This window comes from Sphingobium sp. UBA5915 (genome assembly GCF_002431195.1).
GTDB classification, from domain to species: Bacteria; Pseudomonadota; Alphaproteobacteria; order Sphingomonadales; family Sphingomonadaceae; genus Sphingobium; species Sphingobium soli.
The window spans coordinates 42,105-60,164 of sequence record NZ_DJDV01000056.1; the positions used below are offsets into that span (position 1 = coordinate 42,105).

Here is an 18,060-nt window from a genome sequence, read left to right on the forward strand (position 1 = left end):
TCGCCCACATAGGCTGGGATGCTGCAACGCAGCAAAACCATTCAGAGGGTCTGCCATGTTTTCGCTTATCGCACTCTATTTCGCCTATCGCCGCGACGTCGTCACCGCCGAACGCTATATTGCTGGCCTGACCCCCGCCGCAGCGCCGGTCGAGCAGGAAGCCAGCCCGGTCGTGCTGGACACGCCGCTGCCGCTCGCGGCCTGACCCGATACGCAAAAGGGCGGCCAAATGGGCCGCCCTTCGCTTGAATGACTGTCCGGTCGCCTAGCGTCAGGCGGCCAGGAACTGCGCCGGGTCGAGCGCCATCAGCGTATCCGCGCCGCCCTCGATCTTGCGCCGCAGTGCGCCTGCGTCGGGCATGATCCGTTCGGCAAAGAAGCGGGCCGTTACCAGCTTGGCCTCCAGGAAGCCCGCATCGCCTTCGCTTGCCGCGATCTGCGCGCTGGCCGCCTTCGCCATGCGCAGCCACATCAGGCCCGTCGCGACGATGCCCAATATGTGCATATAATGATGCGCGCCGGCGCCCGCATTATCCGGGTTCTTCATGGCGTTCTGCATCAGCCACATGGTCGCCGCGCCCAGCTGGCCGCTCGCCTTTTCTAGCGCCTCCGCGATCGGGGCGATCGATTCGTCGGACTTGGCGGCGGCGACTTCCTCATTCACCAGCTTCAGGAACGCCTGCAAGGCGCGCCCGCCATGCATGGGCAGCTTGCGGCCCACCAGGTCCATCGCCTGAATGCCGTTGGTGCCTTCGTAAATCTGGGCGATGCGGGCGTCGCGCACATATTGCTCCACGCCATTTTCCCAGATGTAGCCATGGCCGCCGAACACCTGCTGCGCCGACACCGCGACGTCGAAGCCCTTGTCGGTGCCATAGCCCTTGACCACCGGGGTCAGCAGCTGGAGCAGGTCATCGGCCGCCTGCCGCTCTTCCTCGGTTTCGGCGTAGTGCGACAGGTCCACCTGCACGGCGGTCCACAGGGTCAGCGCGCGCAACCCTTCGGTCAGCGCCTTGGCCTCCATCAACATGCGGCGCACGTCGGGATGGACGAACAGCGTGTCGGCCTTTTCCTCCGGCTCCTTGGGGCCGGTGAGCGCGCGACCCTGTCGACGGTCCTGCGCATAATGCACCGCATTCTGGAACGCGACTTCCGCCTGGCCCAAGCCCTGGAGGCCGACGCCCAGGCGCGCGGCGTTCATCATGATGAACATGGCGGCCAGGCCCTTATTCTCCTCGCCGACCATCCATCCGGTCGCGCCGTCATAGTTCATGACGCAGGTCGCATTGCCGTGAATGCCCATCTTGTGCTCGATCGACCCGCAGGAAACGGCGTTGCGATCACCCAGCGCGCCGTCGTCACCCACCATGATCTTTGGCACGACGAAGAGCGAAATGCCCTTGCTGCCTTCGGGCGCGTCGGGCGTCTTGGCGAGGACGAGGTGGATGATGTTGTCGGCCAGGTCATGCTCGCCCGCCGAAATGAAGATTTTGGTGCCGGTGATGGCGTAGCTGCCATCGCCCTGCGGCACGGCCTTGGTCTTGATGAGGCCAAGGTCAGTGCCGCAATGCGGTTCCGTCAGGTTCATCGTGCCGGTCCATTCGCCCGACACCATTTTTGGGATGTAGCGATGCTGCTGTTCGCTGCTGCCCTTGGCGAGCAGCGCGGAAATCGCCCCGGTGGTGAGGCCGAAATACATTTCGAACGCTTGGTTGGCCGACGTCATATATTCGCCGAGCGCAGTCGCCACGACCATGGGCAGGCCCTGTCCGCCAAATTCCTCCGGCGCGTGCAACGTCGTCCAGCCGCCTGCGACATATTGGTCATAGGCGTCCTTGAAGCCGGCGGGCGTCGTGACGCTGCCGTCGCTATTGCGCGTGCAGCCTTCCTTGTCGCCCGAAGCGTTCAACGGGAACAGGATTTCGGCCGCGACCTTGCCGCCTTCGGTCAGGATTGCTTCCACCAGGTCGGGCGAAGCGGCGGCGAAGCTGGGCAGATTGGCGTAGCGGTCAAGCCCCACGACATGATCCAGTACGAAGCGGGTGTCGCGAATGGGGGCGGCGTAGCTTGGCATGATCGTCTCCTGAAATTCTCTTATGCGGGGTAGGGGGTCTATTTCTGTTCGATAGTGGCGACGAAAGCCGCCAGTTCGGCAATGGCCGCATCGATATCGTCCTTCTGCCGGGTCAGCAGGTCGATTCGCGCGCGGCATTTGTCCACAGTGACGCGCCGCTGCGCCTCATGTTCCTCATCAGCGTCGTAGAGGTCGATCATCTCGCGGATTTCGGTCAGGCTGAAACCCACGCGCTTGCCGCGCAGGATCCACGCCAGTCGCGCCCGGTCGCGCCGCGAATAGATGCGGGTCAGGCCCTGGCGTTCAGGCGAAATCAGCCCTTCGTCTTCGTAAAAGCGCAGAGCGCGCGCGGTGACGCCAAATTCTTCCGACAGGTCGGTGATGCTGTAGCGTTCCCGTTCGCTATGATCGGGCAGTTCGATCCCGGCGATGCTGCTGCGATTATCCATGGCGATGATGTAATCCCGCTTTACGTTTACGTCAAGGTGAGTGCTATGCCTGTCCTGCATATCTCCGCATGGGCCTTTTGCCCCAGTGACACGCCACGGCCAAGCCGCTAGGGCCAGCGTCATGACGGGGGCGATCAGACAGAGCAGAGGTGCGCGCGGTGTGCTGGCCGCGCTGGCGCTGCTCGTCCTGGCAATTCACCTGATCGCGCCGACCGGTTTCATGCCGGTACGCACCGCCCATGGCGTGGTGGTAACGCTCTGCACCGGTCAGGGGGCCGTCAATGTCGTGGTCGATCGCGGCGGCTCACCCATGGATGGCGATCATCGCCCGGATGATGGCATGGGCGGCCAACAGCATTGCCCCTTCGCCGCGTCGGTCCAGCCGGTCGTGCCGCCGCTGGCGCTGGCCGATCTGCCCTTGCCGGCGTGGAAACTCGCCTTCGGCCCGATCGCCTTTGCGCTCAAGACCGGCCTCATCGCCCGGCTGGCCGCGCCGCCGCCGCCCTCATTGGGGCCACCCGCCGCTTTCTGAAAAAGACTGCAATGCCCGCACGCCCCGCGCGTCGGGATGAATGACCGATTCGGCGCCGCGTGGTGACGAAGACGTCGGCCTGTTTCAGAAAGATCCATCCATGTTTTCTCATAGTGTCGCGCGCGGCCTGCCGCTGTGCGCCCTCGTCCTTATGCTGTCCGCCCATCCGGTTCTTGCCGAGGACAGCGCCGACCAAAGCGCGATCATCGTCACCGCCAGCCCGATTGTCGAGGAAGCCGCCGCCCGCGTGCAGCGGACCCCCGGCGGCGTCGATGTCGTGTCGGCGCAAGAGTTTGACGACAAGCTCGCCGTGTCGCTGCGCGACGCGCTCAGCTTCTCGCCCGGCGTCTACACCCAGCCCCGCTTCGGGCAGGAAGTGCGCATCTCCATTCGCGGATCAGGCCTGTCGCGCGGCTATCACATGCGCGGCCTGACCCTGTTGCAGGATGGCATTCCCATCAACGCCGCCGACGACAATGGCGATTTCCAGGAACTGGACCCGCAGGTCTTCCAGCATCTGGAGGTGTATCGGGGCGGCAATGCGCTGCGGCTGGGTGGATCGACGCTGGGTGGTGCGATCAATGCCGTGACGCCGACCGGCCGCAGTGCGCCGGGCGTCGAACTGCGCATAGATGGCGGCAGTTTCGACACGCTGCGCGGCAAGATGGCCTTTGGTTATGCCGATGATCATGGCGATGCATTTATGGCGATCACCGCCGACCGGTCCGACAGCGACCGCGTCCATGGCGACCGCAAGGCGTTGCGCTTCAACGGCAATGTCGGTCTCAAAATCAGCGAGCGGGTGGAGACCCGTTTTTACGCAAGCGCGCAGACGATCCGGCAGAAACTGGCGGGCGCGCTCAATGAGACCGACGCCATCGCCAATCCGTCCAAGGGCAATGTCTTTGGCGATCAGGCGCGGGACATCGATTCGATCCGGTTGCAGAACCGCACGACCATCGCACTGGACGATGCTACCGTCGCCTTTGGCGTCTATTTCAATGCCAAACAGCTGTTTCATCCGATCTATCAGGTGATCGACCAGAAATCGGAGGATCGCGGAGTCTTTGGTAGCGTGGACTTGACCGGGGACATTGGCGGCATGCCCGTCGCGTTGACGCTGGGAAGCCAGGCGCGGTTTGGCCGCACCGTCGCGCGGCAATTCGTCAATCTGAATGGAAAGTCGGGCGCCCCGACCGCCGATGCGGTGCAGAAGGCGCAGACGATCAACAGCTATGCCGAAGCGCGCATAGCCCCGCTGCCCGCCCTGTGGCTGGTGGCCGGGGGCATCTACAGCCATGGCGAGCGCAAGATCGATAATCGGATGGCCCCCGCACGCAGCGGTCAGGCCGATTTCGACAGTTTCGCGCCCAAGATCGGCCTGCTCTACGAACCATCGGATAGGATGCAGGTCTACGCCAATTACAGCCGATCGGTGGAAATGCCCGGCTTTGGCGAATTGAGCCAGGCGCCCGCGGGCGGCGCGCCCGGCTTTACGCCGGTCGGGCTGCAAAAGGCATGGACCGCCGAAATCGGCACGCGCGGCCGGGCGGGCATCGCGACGTGGGACGTCAGCGTCTATCGCGCGGACATAAAGGGTGAGATGCTGCAATATAGCGTCGTTCCCGGCCTTATTCCGGCCGCGACCTTCAATGCGGACCGCACGCGGCATCAGGGGATCGAGGCCGGGCTGGACCTGACGCTTAGCCCCTGGGTGCGGCTGCGGCAGGTCTATCAATATAGCGACTTCCGGTTCCGCGACGACATCCAGTTCGGCGACAATCGCCTGCCGGTCATCCCACGCCATTTCTACCGCGCGGAGCTGACCTTGGGGACGGATCGGCTGTCGGTCAGCCCGGCGGTCGAATGGCTGCCGCAGGGGGCATGGGTGGATTATGCCAACAGCAAGCGGGTGGAGAGCTATGCGATGCTGAACCTCACCGCGCAGGCGCAAGTGCGGGACGGCGTCACCCTGTTCGTCGATGCGCGCAACCTGACAAAGGAGCGGGCGATCGGCGATATCAGCGCGCTGGTGCGCTATGTGGCGGATGACCCCGCGACCCCCGCCAATGAAGGCAGCGCCGCCTTCTATCCCATCGAGCGCCGCGCTTTCTACGCCGGCGTGCGGGCGCGCTTCTGATGGGCGAGGACGTGCGCGGCGGCGGATTTTACCGCGCCATGTGGCGCTGGCATTTCTATGCCGGCCTCATCGTGCTGCCGGTGCTGGCGCTGATGGCGGCTACGGGCGCGCTCTATCTCTACAAGCCCGAGCTCGAGGCGCTGGCCTATCCGGTCCGGCTGACGCAGCCGGGCGGTGGCGCATCCTTACCCGCGTCGCGCATAGTGGCCGCAGCGCAAGCCCGCGCCGGTGCGACAGCAACCCAGGTCATGCGCCCCGCCAGCAACAGCGAAAGCTGGCGGGTGGTGACGCCGTCTGAACAGGGCGGCACGACGACCTACTTCGTCGATCCCCGTGATGGGCGTATCCTGGGGCAGATGCGCGATGGCGGCGTGATGGAGACGGTCAAGTCGCTCCACAGCCTGACGATGACCGGTCCCGTCGGCAACCGGTTGGTCGAAGTGGTCGCCGGCTGGGCGATCATCCTGTGCGTCACGGGGCTGTATCTGCGCTGGCCCCGACGCGGCCAGCCCGCGCTGGCGCTCCGCGGGACCGCAAAGGGGCGTCTGTTCTGGCGCGACCTGCACGGGACGCTGGGCTTTGCGTCGGCGCTCGTCATCCTGTTCCTCGCCATCACCGGCATGCCCTGGACCGATGTCTGGGGCGGAGGGCTGCGCGCGGTGATCGCCGCCAACAAAGCGGGGCGGCCGCCAATGAAGGTCAATCCCTGGTCGCACGCGGCGAAACATGCGTTGCCCTGGACGCTGCGGGAGCAGGATGCGCCGATGGGGCAGGGGCATCGCGATATCGGCGTCGGCGCCGTGACACAGATCGCAGCCCGGCGGGGGCTTGCGCAGGGCTATCAGCTGTTCCTGCCGGCCACTCCGGGCGCGCCCTATCTGGTGTCGGCGATCACGGTCCGCGCCGACGACGCGCGCGCCATCGCCATCGACGCTGCGACCGGTACAGTGGTGCAGGACATGGACTGGCGGCAGTTCGGCAAGGGCGCAAAGACGGTCGAATGGGGCATCGCCACGCATCAGGGCCAGCAATATGGGGCGGGCAACCGTCTGCTGATGCTGGCGGGATGCCTGTGCCTCCTGCTGCTGTGTCTGACCGCGCCTGTCCTGTGGTGGAAGCGGCGGCAAGACGGGCGGCTAGCCGCGCCGCCGCCGGCAAGCCCGGTCGCGCGCCGGACGGTAGCAGGCGTGATGATCGCACTGGGCGCGCTCTTTCCCCTGACCGGCCTGTCGATGCTGGCCGCGCTCGCCGGGGAATGGCTGGCGGGGCGGCTTTCCCGCGCCTAGTTTTCTTTCAGGCCGGGAGCGATTAAGGGCTGCCCCATGATCCGACTGTCCGGCCTGAAACTGCCCCTCGACCATCCGGCCGAGGCGATGCCCGCCGCCATCTGTGCGCGCCTGAACATTCAGCCGCAGGAGTTGCGCGGTCATAATCTGGTCCGGCGCGGCAATGACGCGCGCCGTCGCAATGCGATCCAGCTGGTCTATACGCTCGACATCGATGTGGAGAACGAAGCCGCCGTGCTGGCGCGTTTCGCCAACGATCATGATGTGCGGCCGACGCCCGACACGCGCTATCATTTCGTCGCGCATCGACCCGATGGCTGGAGTGGCAAACGGCCTGTAGTGATCGGCGCGGGGCCATGCGGGCTGTTTGCCGGCCTTATCCTTGCGCAGATGGGCTTCCGGCCGATCATCCTGGATCGCGGCAAGGTGGTGCGCGAGCGCACGAAGGATACGTGGGGCCTGTGGCGTCGCGGCGAACTCGACCCGGATTCCAACGTCCAGTTCGGGGAAGGCGGGGCCGGCACTTTTTCCGACGGCAAACTCTATTGCCGGGTCAAGGACCCGCGTTTTCTGGGCCGCAAGGTGCTGGAGGAATTTGTCGCCGCCGGTGCGCCCGACGACATATTATGGGAAGCGCATCCCCATATCGGCACATTCCGGCTCGTCTCGATGGTCGAATCCATGCGCCGCCAGATCGAAGGACTGGGCGGCGAATATCGCTGGCAGACGCGGGTCGATGACCTGCTGCTGGAACCGGACGGCGACGGTGCGCAGAAGCTGCGCGGACTGGTGCTGCATGACGGCAGCGCGATCGAAACCGATCATGTCGTCCTGGCGGTGGGCCACAGCGCGCGCCCGACATTCGAAATGCTGCACCGGCAGCGCGTCCATATGGAGGCCAAGCCCTTTTCCATCGGCGTGCGCATCGAACATCCGCAAAGCTGGATCGACCGCGCCCGCTACGGCCAATGCGCGGGCCACCCTGACCTGGGCGCGGCGGCATACAGCCTGGCGCATCATTGCGGCAATGGCCGCACGGTCTACAGCTTCTGCATGTGCCCGGGCGGCCGGGTCGTCGCCGCGACGTCGGAGGAAGGGCGCGTCGTCACCAACGGCATGAGCCAATATAGCCGCGCCGAATTCAACGCCAATTCAGGCCTGGTCGTCGGCATCGACCCGCAACGCGATTATCCTGGTGGGCCGCTGGCCGGCATCGATTTTCAGCGTCATTGGGAAAGCCAAGCCTTTCTGGCGGGTGGGTCCAGCTATTGGGCGCCGGGGCAGACGGTCGGCGATTTCCTGGCCGGGCGGCCATCCACGTCGCTGGGTTCGGTGGAGCCATCCTACAAGCCTGGCGTCACGCCAACGGATCTCGCATCCTGCCTGCCGCCCTTCGTCATCGACGCCTTCCGCGAGGCTCTGCCGGTCTTTGGCCGGCAACTGGCGGGCTATGACCATGGCGATGCGGTCATGACGGGGGTGGAAACCCGCACATCGTCGCCCGTGCGCATCACGCGCGGCAAGGATTTTCAGAGCCTCAATGTCGCGGGCCTCTATCCGGCAGGCGAAGGTGCGGGCTATGCCGGCGGCATCCTGTCCGCCGCCATCGACGGCATCAAGGTCGCCGAAGCAGCGGCGCTGGCAATGGTGCGCGCAGCGCAGTGAACCAACAGCCTGACATTTCCCTGGCATAAATTGTTCATGCCGGTGTCGTGCCATCGACGCGTGGTTGTCATGGGCGCGTCAAGCCGACGTCATGCGGACAGGCTAGGGATCGGCCATGGTAACGCATATCGATCGCTGCGTGCGTATTTCGCCTGCCGACAAGGCGCGACTGCGCATCCTCTTCCTTGCCAAGCATGCACGCGCGTCCGGCACGCCCGATGCGGTGGATGGCAACCATGCCGTCTATCATCATGAAATGCGCACGACGCTGGAGGCGATAGGCCTCAATATCCGGGTCGCTGACAGTTATGAATCGCTGTTCGACCGGCCGGATGTGGATTTCGTCGTCACCCTGTTGAACCGGGGCGGCTTCCAGAATAGCGAGATGATGGCACCGCTGTTGCTCAGTTGGCGCGACATGCCGCATCTGGGGGCAAGCCCGATCCTGCGCGGTGTGTCGGACGACAAATATCTCAGCAAGATGATCGCCAGCGCCCATGGCGTGCCGACCATGCCGGCGCAGATATTCCGCCGTGGCGGCCTGCCCGCTGAGCCCGCTTTTCACGCGGAGCGGCTGGTGGTGAAGCCCAATGCGTCGTCGGCGTCCTGGGGGTTGGCCATGGTCGACAGCTGGACCGAAGCACGGACGCAAATCGACTATCTGCATGGGGAAGGCCATGACGTCCTGGTCGAAGCCTGGGCGCCCCTGCTCGACATCGCGGTCCCGGTCGTGGGCGGCAGCGGCGGCCAGCCCTGGATATTGCCGCCGATGATGTATGTGCCGGCCGATCCGCATCGCGCGCGCAGTCATGAAGAAAAGCGCGGCCTGATCGACGCGGGCGACGATCCGCTGGTGCTGGTCGAGGATCGCGCGCTGCTGACGCAGCTGGAGGATATGACCCGCCGGCTGCTCCCGGACCTCTGGCCGTTCGACTATGGCCGGTTCGAATTCCGCTATGATCCCGTGACTGGCGCGGTTCAGTTCATGGAAGTCAATCTGTCCTGCAACCTGTGGTCGAAGAAGACCATATCCCGGTCGGCCCGCTCGATCGGCGTCGATCATGCGATGCTGGTCGAAACCATCATCGGCCACAGCCTGGAACGGCAGGGTTTGCTGACCGAAGCGCCGCTCAAGGTCGCGGCCTGATGCCGACGGACGGCAAGGCGACGGCGCTGGTGCTCGCGGGCAAGCGCGACGGCGCGACCGATCCGCTGGCACAGGCGGCGGGCGTCACGCATAAATGCCTGGTCCCGGTGGCGGGGCAGCCCATGCTGGTGCATGTGATCGATGCGCTCGCGGCGAGCGAGCGGATCGGCCAGATCCGCGTCGCGATAGAGGAGCCTGCGGTTCTCCAGGATTTGCCGCAGCTGCGCGGGTTGATCGCGACCCGTCGGCTGATGCCCGTCGCGGCGCAGCCCAATCTGGTCGATTCGGTGCTGGCGGGGGCGCAGGGAGCGACTTTCCCGCTGCTCACCACCACGGCCGACAATGTCCTGCTGACGCCGGATTCGGTGGCGGAAATGATGGAAGGCTGCAAAGCGCAGGGTGCGGATGCCGCCGTCGCCTTCACCCGCCGCGATTTCGTTTTGGCCGCCCATCCGCAAGGGCAGCGCAAATTCTACCGCTTCGCGGACGACAGCTATTCCAATTGCAACACCTATTGGCTGAAGAACGCCAATGCGCTGGCGGCGGCCGAAACATTCCGCAGCGGCGGTCAGTTCGTAAAGCATCCCGCGCGCATCATCGGCGCCTTCGGATTGCTGAATCTCATCCGCTTCCGCTTTGGCATCGGCACGCTGGCGGACACGTTCGCTCGCTTTTCGCGCCGCTTCCGCATGACGATCGCGCCGGTGATCCTGTCGGATGGCGCGGTGGCGATCGACGTTGACAATGCGCGGTCGCATGGCGTCGCCACGCAATTGCTGGAGCGACGCGCCGTCATCACGCAAGCGGCGGAATAGCCGTTGCTCACCATACGCGCGGTCCCGCCCCGGGACGACAACAGTCTGTTGGCGGCCTATCATGGCGGCCTGCGCGCGCATTGGGCGCGGTCTGAGCGGGCTTTGTCGCAAGGATTGGCGACGATGGGGCGGGGCGGATGGAGCGCGGCCGAGCGGCGCCTCTTGCCCGCCCCGGTGCGCCAGTCGGGCCTGTCGATGCGCGACCGCAAAGGGCTGCATCGGCTGCTGAACCCGGCAGCCTTTCCCTTTGGTGGCAATCCTTTGAAGAACAAGCAACTTTTTGCCGCCAAGGCAGAGGGGGCCGGGCTGCCGATCCCCCCTTCATGCCCTGTTGTGGCGGGCAATCTGTCGGACTGGCTGGCGAGCGAAACCGACATCATCGCCAAGCCCAGTTTCCGGTCGAAGGGACAAGGGGTGGAGCGCTATCAGCGCGAAGGCCAGGGCTGGCGCGGTCCGTCAGGGGCGGTCGGCGACACAGAGTTGCGTGCGCGTCTCCTAGACCTGTGGCGCAAGGGTGGCGTGATTCAGCGTCGGCTGCCGACGCATGAAAGCCTCGCCCCGCTATCGCCTGGCGCGCTTCCCACATTGCGGGTCGTCACGTGCCTGGACGAAGGCGGCTTGCCGGAAGCGTGCGACCTGGCTTTGCGCCTGTCGGCTGGCGGACCGCGCCCTGTGGACAATTTCAATGCCGGCAATCTCGTTCTGGGGATTGATGAACAAGGCTATTGCGGGGTGGCATGGCGCAGCGCCGGAGGTCGACCCGTCGCCCTGGCGCGACATCCCGCCACGGGGGCGAAGATCATGGGGGCCGCCGTCCCCGACCTGGGAGAAGCGATTGCGCTGGCGGTGCGCGCCCATCGCGCCTTTGCCGACTTTACCGTCATCGGATGGGATGTGGGCCTGACATGCGCGGGCCCTGTGCTGGTAGAGGGAAATTGGAATCCCGGAACGGACATCCTGCAACTCGTCAGCGGGCGGGGACTATCGGACACGCGGCTGGGCGACCTGTACCGCCATCATCTGGCGCATGTGCCGGTCGAACGCTGGCAGGGCGCGCAGGTGGTGGAATGGGACCGGCGCGGCCGTTGATCTGTATCTATGTGCATGCGCTGGTCGCGACGGGAGTCGTGCGTAATGCGCGCCTGATTGCCGCCGATCTGGCGCTGGCTGGTCATAACGTGCAACTGGTCACGGCTTTGCCGGGCGGGGAGGGCGCTGCCGGAGTCCCGCATCATGCCCTGTTGCCAGGCGTCGGCCATTCTCGTCTGCGGGAAAAGGCCGACGCGGTGATCGCGCTTCACCGGCATTTGCGCGCGCATCGACCGCGGCTTTTGATTTCGGCGGGCAATCATGGCCATGGGACGGTCTGGGCCGCGAGCCGCGGGATGCGCGGCGTCAAACGGCTCTATCGCATCAGCAACGACATCATGCGCGCCATCCCGACCGCGCCGTCGGGGCGGTGGAAGCGGACCGGTCGGGTAGGCATGGCACGCCTGATCGCCGCCGATGCCGCGCATCTGGTTCTCGTGTCGCCGACCTTGTCCGATACCCCGGCCTTCGACCTCGCCCACCGCTCAGGACGGGTCACTGTCATTGCCAATGGCATCGACCGGGGGTCGGCGCAGGCCCGCATCGGCGATGCCGCGCCGCATCCCTGGCTGGGCGGCGACAGGCCCGTCCTTCTCGCCATAGGGAGACTGGCGCCACAAAAGAATTTCCACACCTTGCTGCGCGCCTTCGCGCTGCTGCGCGGGCACATGCCCGCGCGGCTCATCATTCTGGGCGAAAGCCGCGACGACGCCCGCGCACGATTGATGGCGCAGGGCCAGGACCTGGGTATCGCCGATGACCTGGCCTTGCCCGGCACGGTGGCGAACGTCTTCCCCTGGTTGGCGCGCTGCGACGCATTCGTGCTTCCGTCCTGGTGGGAAGGATCGGCGAATGTGCTGCTGGAGGCGATGGCGGTGGGCGCGCCCTGCGTCGCATCGATCAGCGCGGGCAATGCTGCGCATTTGCTCGATGACGGGCGCTATGGTCGGCTTGTCGATCCAGGGGATGCCCCGGCAATGGCGATCGCCATGGCACAGCAACTCGATCGGGAAACAAGATTATATCCCGGCGACCGCATTGACGCCTTCGGCATGGACGCGGTCACGCGATCCTGGCGGGATGTGGTGGCCCGGTTGCTGGGGACTTAAAGCCGGCGTCTGCTGGTCAGCCCAGCAAGCGCCAGCCGGCAATGACGAGGACGCAAGCAAGCAAGGGCTGCAACATCTTTTCCGGCACCTTGGACGCCAGCATCGATCCGATGATGATGCCGGGGATCGAGCCTGCCAGCAGGTTGAGCAGCAGCAACAGGTTGAAATTGCCGATGAACAAATGCCCCAGGCCCGCCACCAGCGTCAATGGCACGGCATGGACGATGTCGGTCGCGATCAGCTTCTGCAATCGCATTCGCAGCGGATAGAGCGCCAGCAACAGCGTCGCGCCCAGCGCCCCAGCGCCCACGGACGTCAGCGTGACCATCGCGCCCAGCAGGGCGCCGGCCGCCACGGTGAGGCCGGCCTGATAGCGCAGGAAATTGTGCGCGGTATCCTTGCGCGCATGGACCGCCATGTGGTGGAACCGGCCCCGGAACAGGGTAGCGACGGCCGTGAGGATCAGCACCACCCCCAGCGCGTTCATGATGAGCCCGCCCTTAATCTGCTGCGCGTCGATCTGCGACAGAAAGATCAGGACGATGACGGCGGCGGGCAGGCTGCCCAGGCACAGGCGCTTGATGACTTCATAATCGGGCCGGCCTTCGGCGCCGCCATGATGATGGTGGACGAACCCGCCCACGGATTTGGTGATTGCCGCGAACCACAGGTCCGTGCCCACCGCCGTCGTTGGCGACACGCCGAACAGCAGGATCAGGATCGGCGCCATCAGCGATCCGCCGCCAACGCCCGTCATGCCCACCATGACACCGACGAACAGCCCCGCGATCGCGTGCAACCAATCCATTCAAATCCCCCGCTTGCAGGCCCGCGAGGCGGACCGCTTTGGCCCGACATATCGGTACAGTGCAGGCGCGAACAGCCTTTTTTAGCGGTTCATCGCGATCGGGGCGGTATTGGTCCCGGGGCCAGACCGCCCCCATCGCCAAAGCGAGCGGAAAAAGACAGCGTTCGCCCGCCATGGATTGCATCGACACCTGCCGCTTCATAGACAGGGCCGCATCGATGCGGATTTATTTACGCCTTTCATGCTAGCGCAGCGACATGTCGTGCGTCGTCATCAGGGATTTTTGACCATTTCTTCCTCTTCTTCTTCGACCACCATCTATCCGGTCATTTTGTCGGGCGGCGCGGGCACGCGGCTGTGGCCGGCGTCGCATGCCGCCTGCCCAAAGCAGTTCATGCCGCTCGTCGGGGATCGTTCGATGTTGCAGGAAACCATTGAGCGAACCTATGATCTGCCGGGCTTTGAAAAGCCGCTGATCGTGTCGAGCGGGGCGCAAGGGCCGCTGGTGCAGCAACAGCTTGCCGACGGGGGGTACAGCACGGCGGCGATCCTGCTGGAGCCCGAAGGTCGCAATACCGCGCCCGCCATCGCGATTGCAGCAGCCTGGATCGCTGCGCGCGATCCCGCGGCGCTGATGCTCGTGATGCCGTCGGACCATGTGATCGCCAATGTTACAGCGTTTCGGGGCGCCGTCGCGTCGGCGCTGGGGGCGGCGCGCGATGGCAGGCTGGTGACGTTCGGCATCCAGCCGCATTATCCCGAAACGGGCTATGGCTATATCCGCAAGGGCGATGTGATCGACGCCGCCAATGATATTCACGCGGTCGCCGAATTTGTGGAAAAGCCCCCATTGGCGCGGGCCGAGGCCTATCTGGCCGATGGACGCCATTACTGGAACGGCGGCATCTTCCTGTTCCGCGCCGGCGTACTGCTGGACGAACTGGACCAGCATGTGCCCGCCGTGCGCGCGGCTGCGGTCGACGCGATGGCGCAGGCGACAATGCAGGACGGATTTGTCCTGCCGGGCGAGGCGGAATTTAGCGCCAGCCCCAATGTCTCGATCGACGTGGCCGTGATGGAACGGACCGATCATGCGGCGGTCGTGCCCGTCGACATGGGGTGGTCCGATGTCGGCTCCTGGAACGCCTTATGGGCGGTACGTGATCGCGACCCGAAAGGTAATGCGGTGAAGGGCGAGGCCGTTACCGTCGATGGCGCCGGCAACCTCATCTATGTCGATGGCGGCCCGCCAGTTGCTACCCTTGGCATGCGCGATTGCGTCGTCGTATCGACGGCGCAGGGCGTGCTGGTGATGCCGCGCGACCGATCGCAGGACGTCAGGGGCGTTGTCGAACAGATGAAGGCGGCCGGACTGACGCCCTGACGGCAAAGGGTGACGGGCCGGGGCGAACAACCTTGCTCGCCCCGGCCAGATCCGATCAGCGGTTAATGGCGTTGTCGATGGCGACCAGCGGCAGGACCGTCGACGCAAACAGGCTGAAGACGCGCTGGGCTTCTGCAACCGGATTGGTTGAGATATACAACACATCCTTGTCCTGAATCAGGAATTTCTGCATCACGAAATAGGTGCCGGGGTCGCGCATATCCACGCGGTAGATGACCGGAATACGCCCGTCAGGACCGGGCATCACATCCGCCCCGCGATCAGGCACCAGCGCGGGGTCTTCCCAACGGAACAGGAACACGCCCTTCGCGTCCGCACGACCATCCTGCAAGCCACCGATGCGACCCATCGCCTGCGCCAGCGTGATGCCGGTCGCCTCGAAATTCAGTTCCTGGCTCTTGCTCGCCGAACCGAGTGCTGTGAAGCTGTAAGGCTGATACAGCGCCGTCACGATGTCGCCCGATCTCAGCACGACATTCTGGCTAGGGTCGCCGATCACCGCCGACATCGGCATCATATAGACCTGCCCGTCGCGGCTGACCTGAATGGCGGTTTTTTCCGACGCAGCCTTGGTGCCGCCGCTCGCAGCAATCGCGTCCAGGATGCGCTCGCCCTTGGGGGTGAGCGGCATGCGCGTGCTTTGGTTGACGTCGCCGACGACGGACACATTGGCGCTTTGATTGCGCAACAAGCGGACGGCGACCTGCGGCAGATGCGCCTTGCCGCGCAGACGCTGCGTGATGTCCCGCTCGATGGCGTCCAGCGTGCGGCCCGCAACCGGCACCATGCCCGCGAAGGGAACCGAAATCTCGCCGGACTGCCCGACGACGAATTCGGGAAGCGCGGTGGCCCGGCTTGTATCGACCGAACTCATTTGCGGGTTGGAGCTGAACAGCACGGCGGGCGGCGCCTCCCAGATGCTGACAGTCAGCACGTCGCCTGGCCCGACGGTTTCCCCGACCGCCTGCGACGAACCCAGGCCGGTCGCAAAGTCGCGCATTGCGGGCCTTGGCCGCGCGGCGATCATCTGTTCGTTCAGGTGAATGACCTGGATGCCCTGGACGGACGCCTTGCCTGCCTCACCGGCTTTCGCAACGCGCTGCGTGCTGGGCCCGACGGACGTGCAGGCGGCGGTCGCCAGCAATGCGGCCATCAGGCTGAGGCGGGGAAGGCGTGCGCCAATCCGGCGATACGACAAGCGGGTCATCAAGTCTCCTAGCGCCCGAACGGGCCACAAAAATTCAAACATCAGCCAGTGTCGGGTTGCAAGACATTACCGACCGGCTGCGATCCTGTCACCTCATGCCGTCAGCATCCACTGCAGCGTTTCATCCAGTGGCACGCGCGCCAGCGGGCCGATTACGGCTTCGATCCTGGCCGCGTCACCGCACAGGCTCTTGACCTCGTCGGCGCGAACGAAGGCTGCGTTGACCCGCACCGCGAAATCATGACCCGATAATCGGCGGATACTGTCCAGAAGCTGACCAAGGCTGGTCGCCTCGCCCGAACAGACATTGAATGTCCCGCCGATCGCAGCCGGCTCCTCGATCAGCCGGGCATAAGCATCGACCACCATGCGCACATCGGAAAAATCGCGCGCCACGTCCAGATTGCCCAGTTCGATATCGGGTGCGTGGTGCCGGACATGATCGACGATCTTGGGAATAAGGAAGCTGGGCGATTGTCCAACGCCGGTATAGTTGAACGGGCGGGTGACGATGATCGGCAGTCGCCGCTCAAACAGGCGGCAGATCATCTCGCCGGCTGCTTTCGTCACGCCATAATCATTGGCGGGGGCAGGGGGCACGTCTTCGCTCAAGCGGCCCGGCCTGCCATTGCCGTAGATATTCGCGCTGCTCGCCACAAGAATGGATCGGGGCTGGCGGTCGAGGCAGTTGGCGGCTCCCAGCAGGTTGCGCAGGCCGACGATGTTGCTCTGATACATGTCGGCCAGATCGTCATGCGCGACGAAGGCGATCGCGGCCAGATGGATGATGTGATCGGGCTGCACCCGACGCATGATGGCGTGCAGGCCTGTCGCGTCGGTCAGGTCGCAGACATGGCTCTCAGCGACGCCCGCTTCCGCCAGAGCAGTCGGCTCGCGCAACAGCGCCACCACGCGATGGCCGCCATTGGCCAGCCGCCGCGCCAGATAGCGGCCAGTAAAGCCCGCCGCGCCTGTGATGAGGGTGGTGGTCATGACCGCCTCCGTTCAGAAACTGACGCCGGCCTCGTTACGGCGCAGGTCGGCCTGCACCATCATCTCGCACAGCGTTTCAAGCGAGGTTTGCGGCGCCCATCCCAGCTTTTCCCTCGCATAGCTTGCATCGCCGATCAGCAGATCGACCTCTGCCGGGCGATAGAAGCGCGGGTCGATGCGCATCACGGTTTCGCCGCTGGCCGCATCGACGCCGATTTCCGCTTCGCCCTCGCCGGAAAAGACGATGTCCCGTCCCACCGCCTTGAATGCGAGTTGCACGAAATCACGCACCGTTTCGGTTCGGCCCGTCGCCAGCACATAGGTATCCGGCTCGTCCGCCTGCATCATGCGCCACATGCCCTCGACATATTCGCGGGCAAAACCCCAGTCGCGCTTGGCGTCAATATTGCCCAACATCAGGCAATCGAGCTGCCCCAGCGCGATCTTGGCGACAGAGTCGGTGATCTTGCGGGTGACGAATTCGCGTCCGCGCAACGGGCTTTCATGATTGAACAATATGCCGCTGCACCCAAAAATGCCGTAGCTTTCGCGATAGTTGACCGTGCTCCAATGCGCATAGAGTTTCGACACGCCATAGGGGCTGCGGGGCCAGAATGGGGTCGCTTCATTCTGCGGCATGCTTTGCACCTTGCCGAACATCTCGGACGTGCTGGCTTGATAAAATCGGATCGTCGGATCGACGATGCGGATGGCTTCCAGCAGATTGAGCGGACCGATGCCGGTGATCTGCGCGGTGGTCAGCGGTTGGTCGAACGATACGCCCACAAAGCTTTGCGCCGCCAGGTTATAGACTTCGCGTGCTTGCGATTGCTGGAGCAGACGGATGGAGGAGGACAAGTCGGTCAAATCATATTCGACCAGCCGCAATTCCGGATGGTCGGCAATGCCCAGTTCCTCGATCCGCCACAGGTTGACCGAACTGGTCCTGCGAAACGTGCCGTAAACCCGGTAGCCCTTGTCCAGCAGCAGTTGCGCCAGATAGGCCCCGTCCTGGCCGGTAATGCCGGTGATGATCGCGCTTTTCATATGCCCGTCAGCCGGTTCAGCTGCCCATGCCGCCGACGCGGGTGAGGGTGAAGCCGGCGTCCTGGGCTTCGGCGAGGGGGTAGATGTTGCGCAGGTCGATGAGCGCCTTGCCAGCCATGGCGGCGGCGATGCGTTTCAGGTCCAGCGCGCGGAAAATGTCCCATTCGGTGACCAGTACCAGCGCGTCGGCGCCGTCGGCGGCCTCATAGGCGTCGCTCGCCATCGTGACGGATGGCATCATCGGCGCGGCGACCTCCATGCCTTCGGGATCGTAGGCGACGATGGTCGCGCCGG

17 protein-coding genes are annotated in these 18,060 nt (G+C 64.9%); 10 read left to right on the forward strand and 7 right to left on the reverse strand.

All coding sequences use genetic code 11. The annotated features are described in order from the left end of the window. Positions 1-55: 55 nt before the first annotated feature. Complete coding sequence (locus tag B2V90_RS09030) at positions 56-205, forward strand: hypothetical protein (RefSeq protein WP_009822241.1); 150 nt, start codon at positions 56-58, stop codon at positions 203-205. A gap of 66 nt (positions 206-271) precedes the next feature. Here B2V90_RS09030 and B2V90_RS09035 read toward each other — a convergent pair whose 3' ends face one another. Together B2V90_RS09035 and B2V90_RS09040 are read right to left on the reverse strand one after the other, a co-directional pair. Then, the gene (locus tag B2V90_RS09035) at positions 272-2,074 is read right to left on the reverse strand and encodes an acyl-CoA dehydrogenase C-terminal domain-containing protein (protein WP_228220851.1); all 1,803 of its coding nucleotides are present in this window, start codon (positions 2,072-2,074) and stop codon (positions 272-274) included. Between the two features lie 38 nt (positions 2,075-2,112). After that, a complete protein-coding gene (locus B2V90_RS09040) occupies positions 2,113-2,523 on the reverse strand; it encodes a MerR family transcriptional regulator (protein ID WP_009822239.1) in 411 nt (136 codons plus the stop codon). Positions 2,524-2,644: 121 nt separating this feature from the next. Here B2V90_RS09040 and B2V90_RS09045 point away from each other — a divergent pair, with 121 nt between their 5' ends. The 8 genes from B2V90_RS09045 (at position 2,645) to B2V90_RS09080 (ending at position 12,306) form a co-directional block, all read left to right on the forward strand. After that, positions 2,645-3,055: a DUF2946 family protein gene (locus tag B2V90_RS09045; protein WP_009822238.1), complete on the forward strand. Its 411-nt coding sequence runs from the start codon at positions 2,645-2,647 to the stop codon at positions 3,053-3,055. 100 nt (positions 3,056-3,155) lie between these two features. After that, complete coding sequence (locus B2V90_RS09050; protein ID WP_228220893.1) at positions 3,156-5,195, forward strand: TonB-dependent receptor family protein; 2,040 nt, start codon at positions 3,156-3,158, stop codon at positions 5,193-5,195. Continuing rightward, positions 5,195-6,481, forward strand: coding sequence for a PepSY-associated TM helix domain-containing protein (locus B2V90_RS09055; protein ID WP_228220852.1), 1,287 nt, complete (start codon positions 5,195-5,197; stop codon positions 6,479-6,481). Before B2V90_RS09050 ends, B2V90_RS09055 begins: the two co-directional genes overlap by 1 nt. A 36-nt stretch (positions 6,482-6,517) precedes the next feature. Beyond that, a complete protein-coding gene (locus B2V90_RS09060; RefSeq protein ID WP_228220853.1) occupies positions 6,518-8,146 on the forward strand; it encodes an NAD(P)/FAD-dependent oxidoreductase in 1,629 nt (542 codons plus the stop codon). 115 nt (positions 8,147-8,261) lie between these two features. Further along, positions 8,262-9,293, forward strand: coding sequence for a phosphoribosylglycinamide synthetase (locus B2V90_RS09065; protein ID WP_228220854.1), 1,032 nt, complete (start codon positions 8,262-8,264; stop codon positions 9,291-9,293). Continuing rightward, complete coding sequence (locus tag B2V90_RS09070) at positions 9,293-10,108, forward strand: nucleotidyltransferase family protein (RefSeq protein WP_228220855.1); 816 nt, start codon at positions 9,293-9,295, stop codon at positions 10,106-10,108. The genes B2V90_RS09065 and B2V90_RS09070 overlap by 1 nt, the downstream gene beginning before the upstream one ends. 3 nt (positions 10,109-10,111) lie before the next feature. After that, positions 10,112-11,197 carry a sugar-transfer associated ATP-grasp domain-containing protein gene (locus B2V90_RS09075; protein ID WP_228220856.1) on the forward strand — a complete coding sequence of 362 codons (1,086 nt, stop codon included), beginning with the start codon at positions 10,112-10,114 and terminating at the stop codon, positions 11,195-11,197. Next, on the forward strand, positions 11,194-12,306 hold the full coding sequence (locus B2V90_RS09080; RefSeq protein ID WP_228220857.1) for a glycosyltransferase: 1,113 nt from the start codon (positions 11,194-11,196) through the stop codon (positions 12,304-12,306). Before B2V90_RS09075 ends, B2V90_RS09080 begins: the two co-directional genes overlap by 4 nt. A 16-nt stretch (positions 12,307-12,322) precedes the next feature. Here the strand turns inward: B2V90_RS09080 and B2V90_RS09085 are convergent, their stop codons facing one another. After that, entirely contained in the window at positions 12,323-13,114 is a 792-nt protein-coding gene (locus B2V90_RS09085; RefSeq protein WP_009822229.1) for a sulfite exporter TauE/SafE family protein, read from the reverse strand. 283 nt (positions 13,115-13,397) lie between these two features. On the opposite strand from B2V90_RS09085, the gene B2V90_RS09090 reads away from it, so the two are divergent. Next, positions 13,398-14,498 carry a mannose-1-phosphate guanylyltransferase/mannose-6-phosphate isomerase gene (locus tag B2V90_RS09090; RefSeq protein ID WP_266103020.1) on the forward strand — a complete coding sequence of 367 codons (1,101 nt, stop codon included), beginning with the start codon at positions 13,398-13,400 and terminating at the stop codon, positions 14,496-14,498. 55 nt (positions 14,499-14,553) lie between these two features. On the opposite strand, the gene B2V90_RS09095 is transcribed toward B2V90_RS09090, so the two are convergent. From B2V90_RS09095 to B2V90_RS09110, 4 genes are all read right to left on the reverse strand, one after another. Further along, entirely contained in the window at positions 14,554-15,726 is a 1,173-nt protein-coding gene (locus B2V90_RS09095; protein ID WP_228220858.1) for a polysaccharide biosynthesis/export family protein, read from the reverse strand. A 93-nt stretch (positions 15,727-15,819) separates the two neighbouring features. Then, positions 15,820-16,719 carry an NAD-dependent epimerase/dehydratase family protein gene (locus tag B2V90_RS09100; RefSeq protein WP_228220859.1) on the reverse strand — a complete coding sequence of 300 codons (900 nt, stop codon included), beginning with the start codon at positions 16,717-16,719 and terminating at the stop codon, positions 15,820-15,822. A 12-nt stretch (positions 16,720-16,731) separates the two neighbouring features. Next, positions 16,732-17,766 (reverse strand): GDP-mannose 4,6-dehydratase, encoded by a 1,035-nt coding sequence (gene gmd, locus B2V90_RS09105; protein ID WP_228220860.1) that lies wholly within the window; start codon positions 17,764-17,766, stop codon positions 16,732-16,734. 16 nt (positions 17,767-17,782) lie between these two features. Further along, on the reverse strand, positions 17,783-18,060 hold a 278-nt coding region (locus B2V90_RS09110), incomplete at its 5' end, for a UDP binding domain-containing protein (RefSeq protein WP_293920944.1).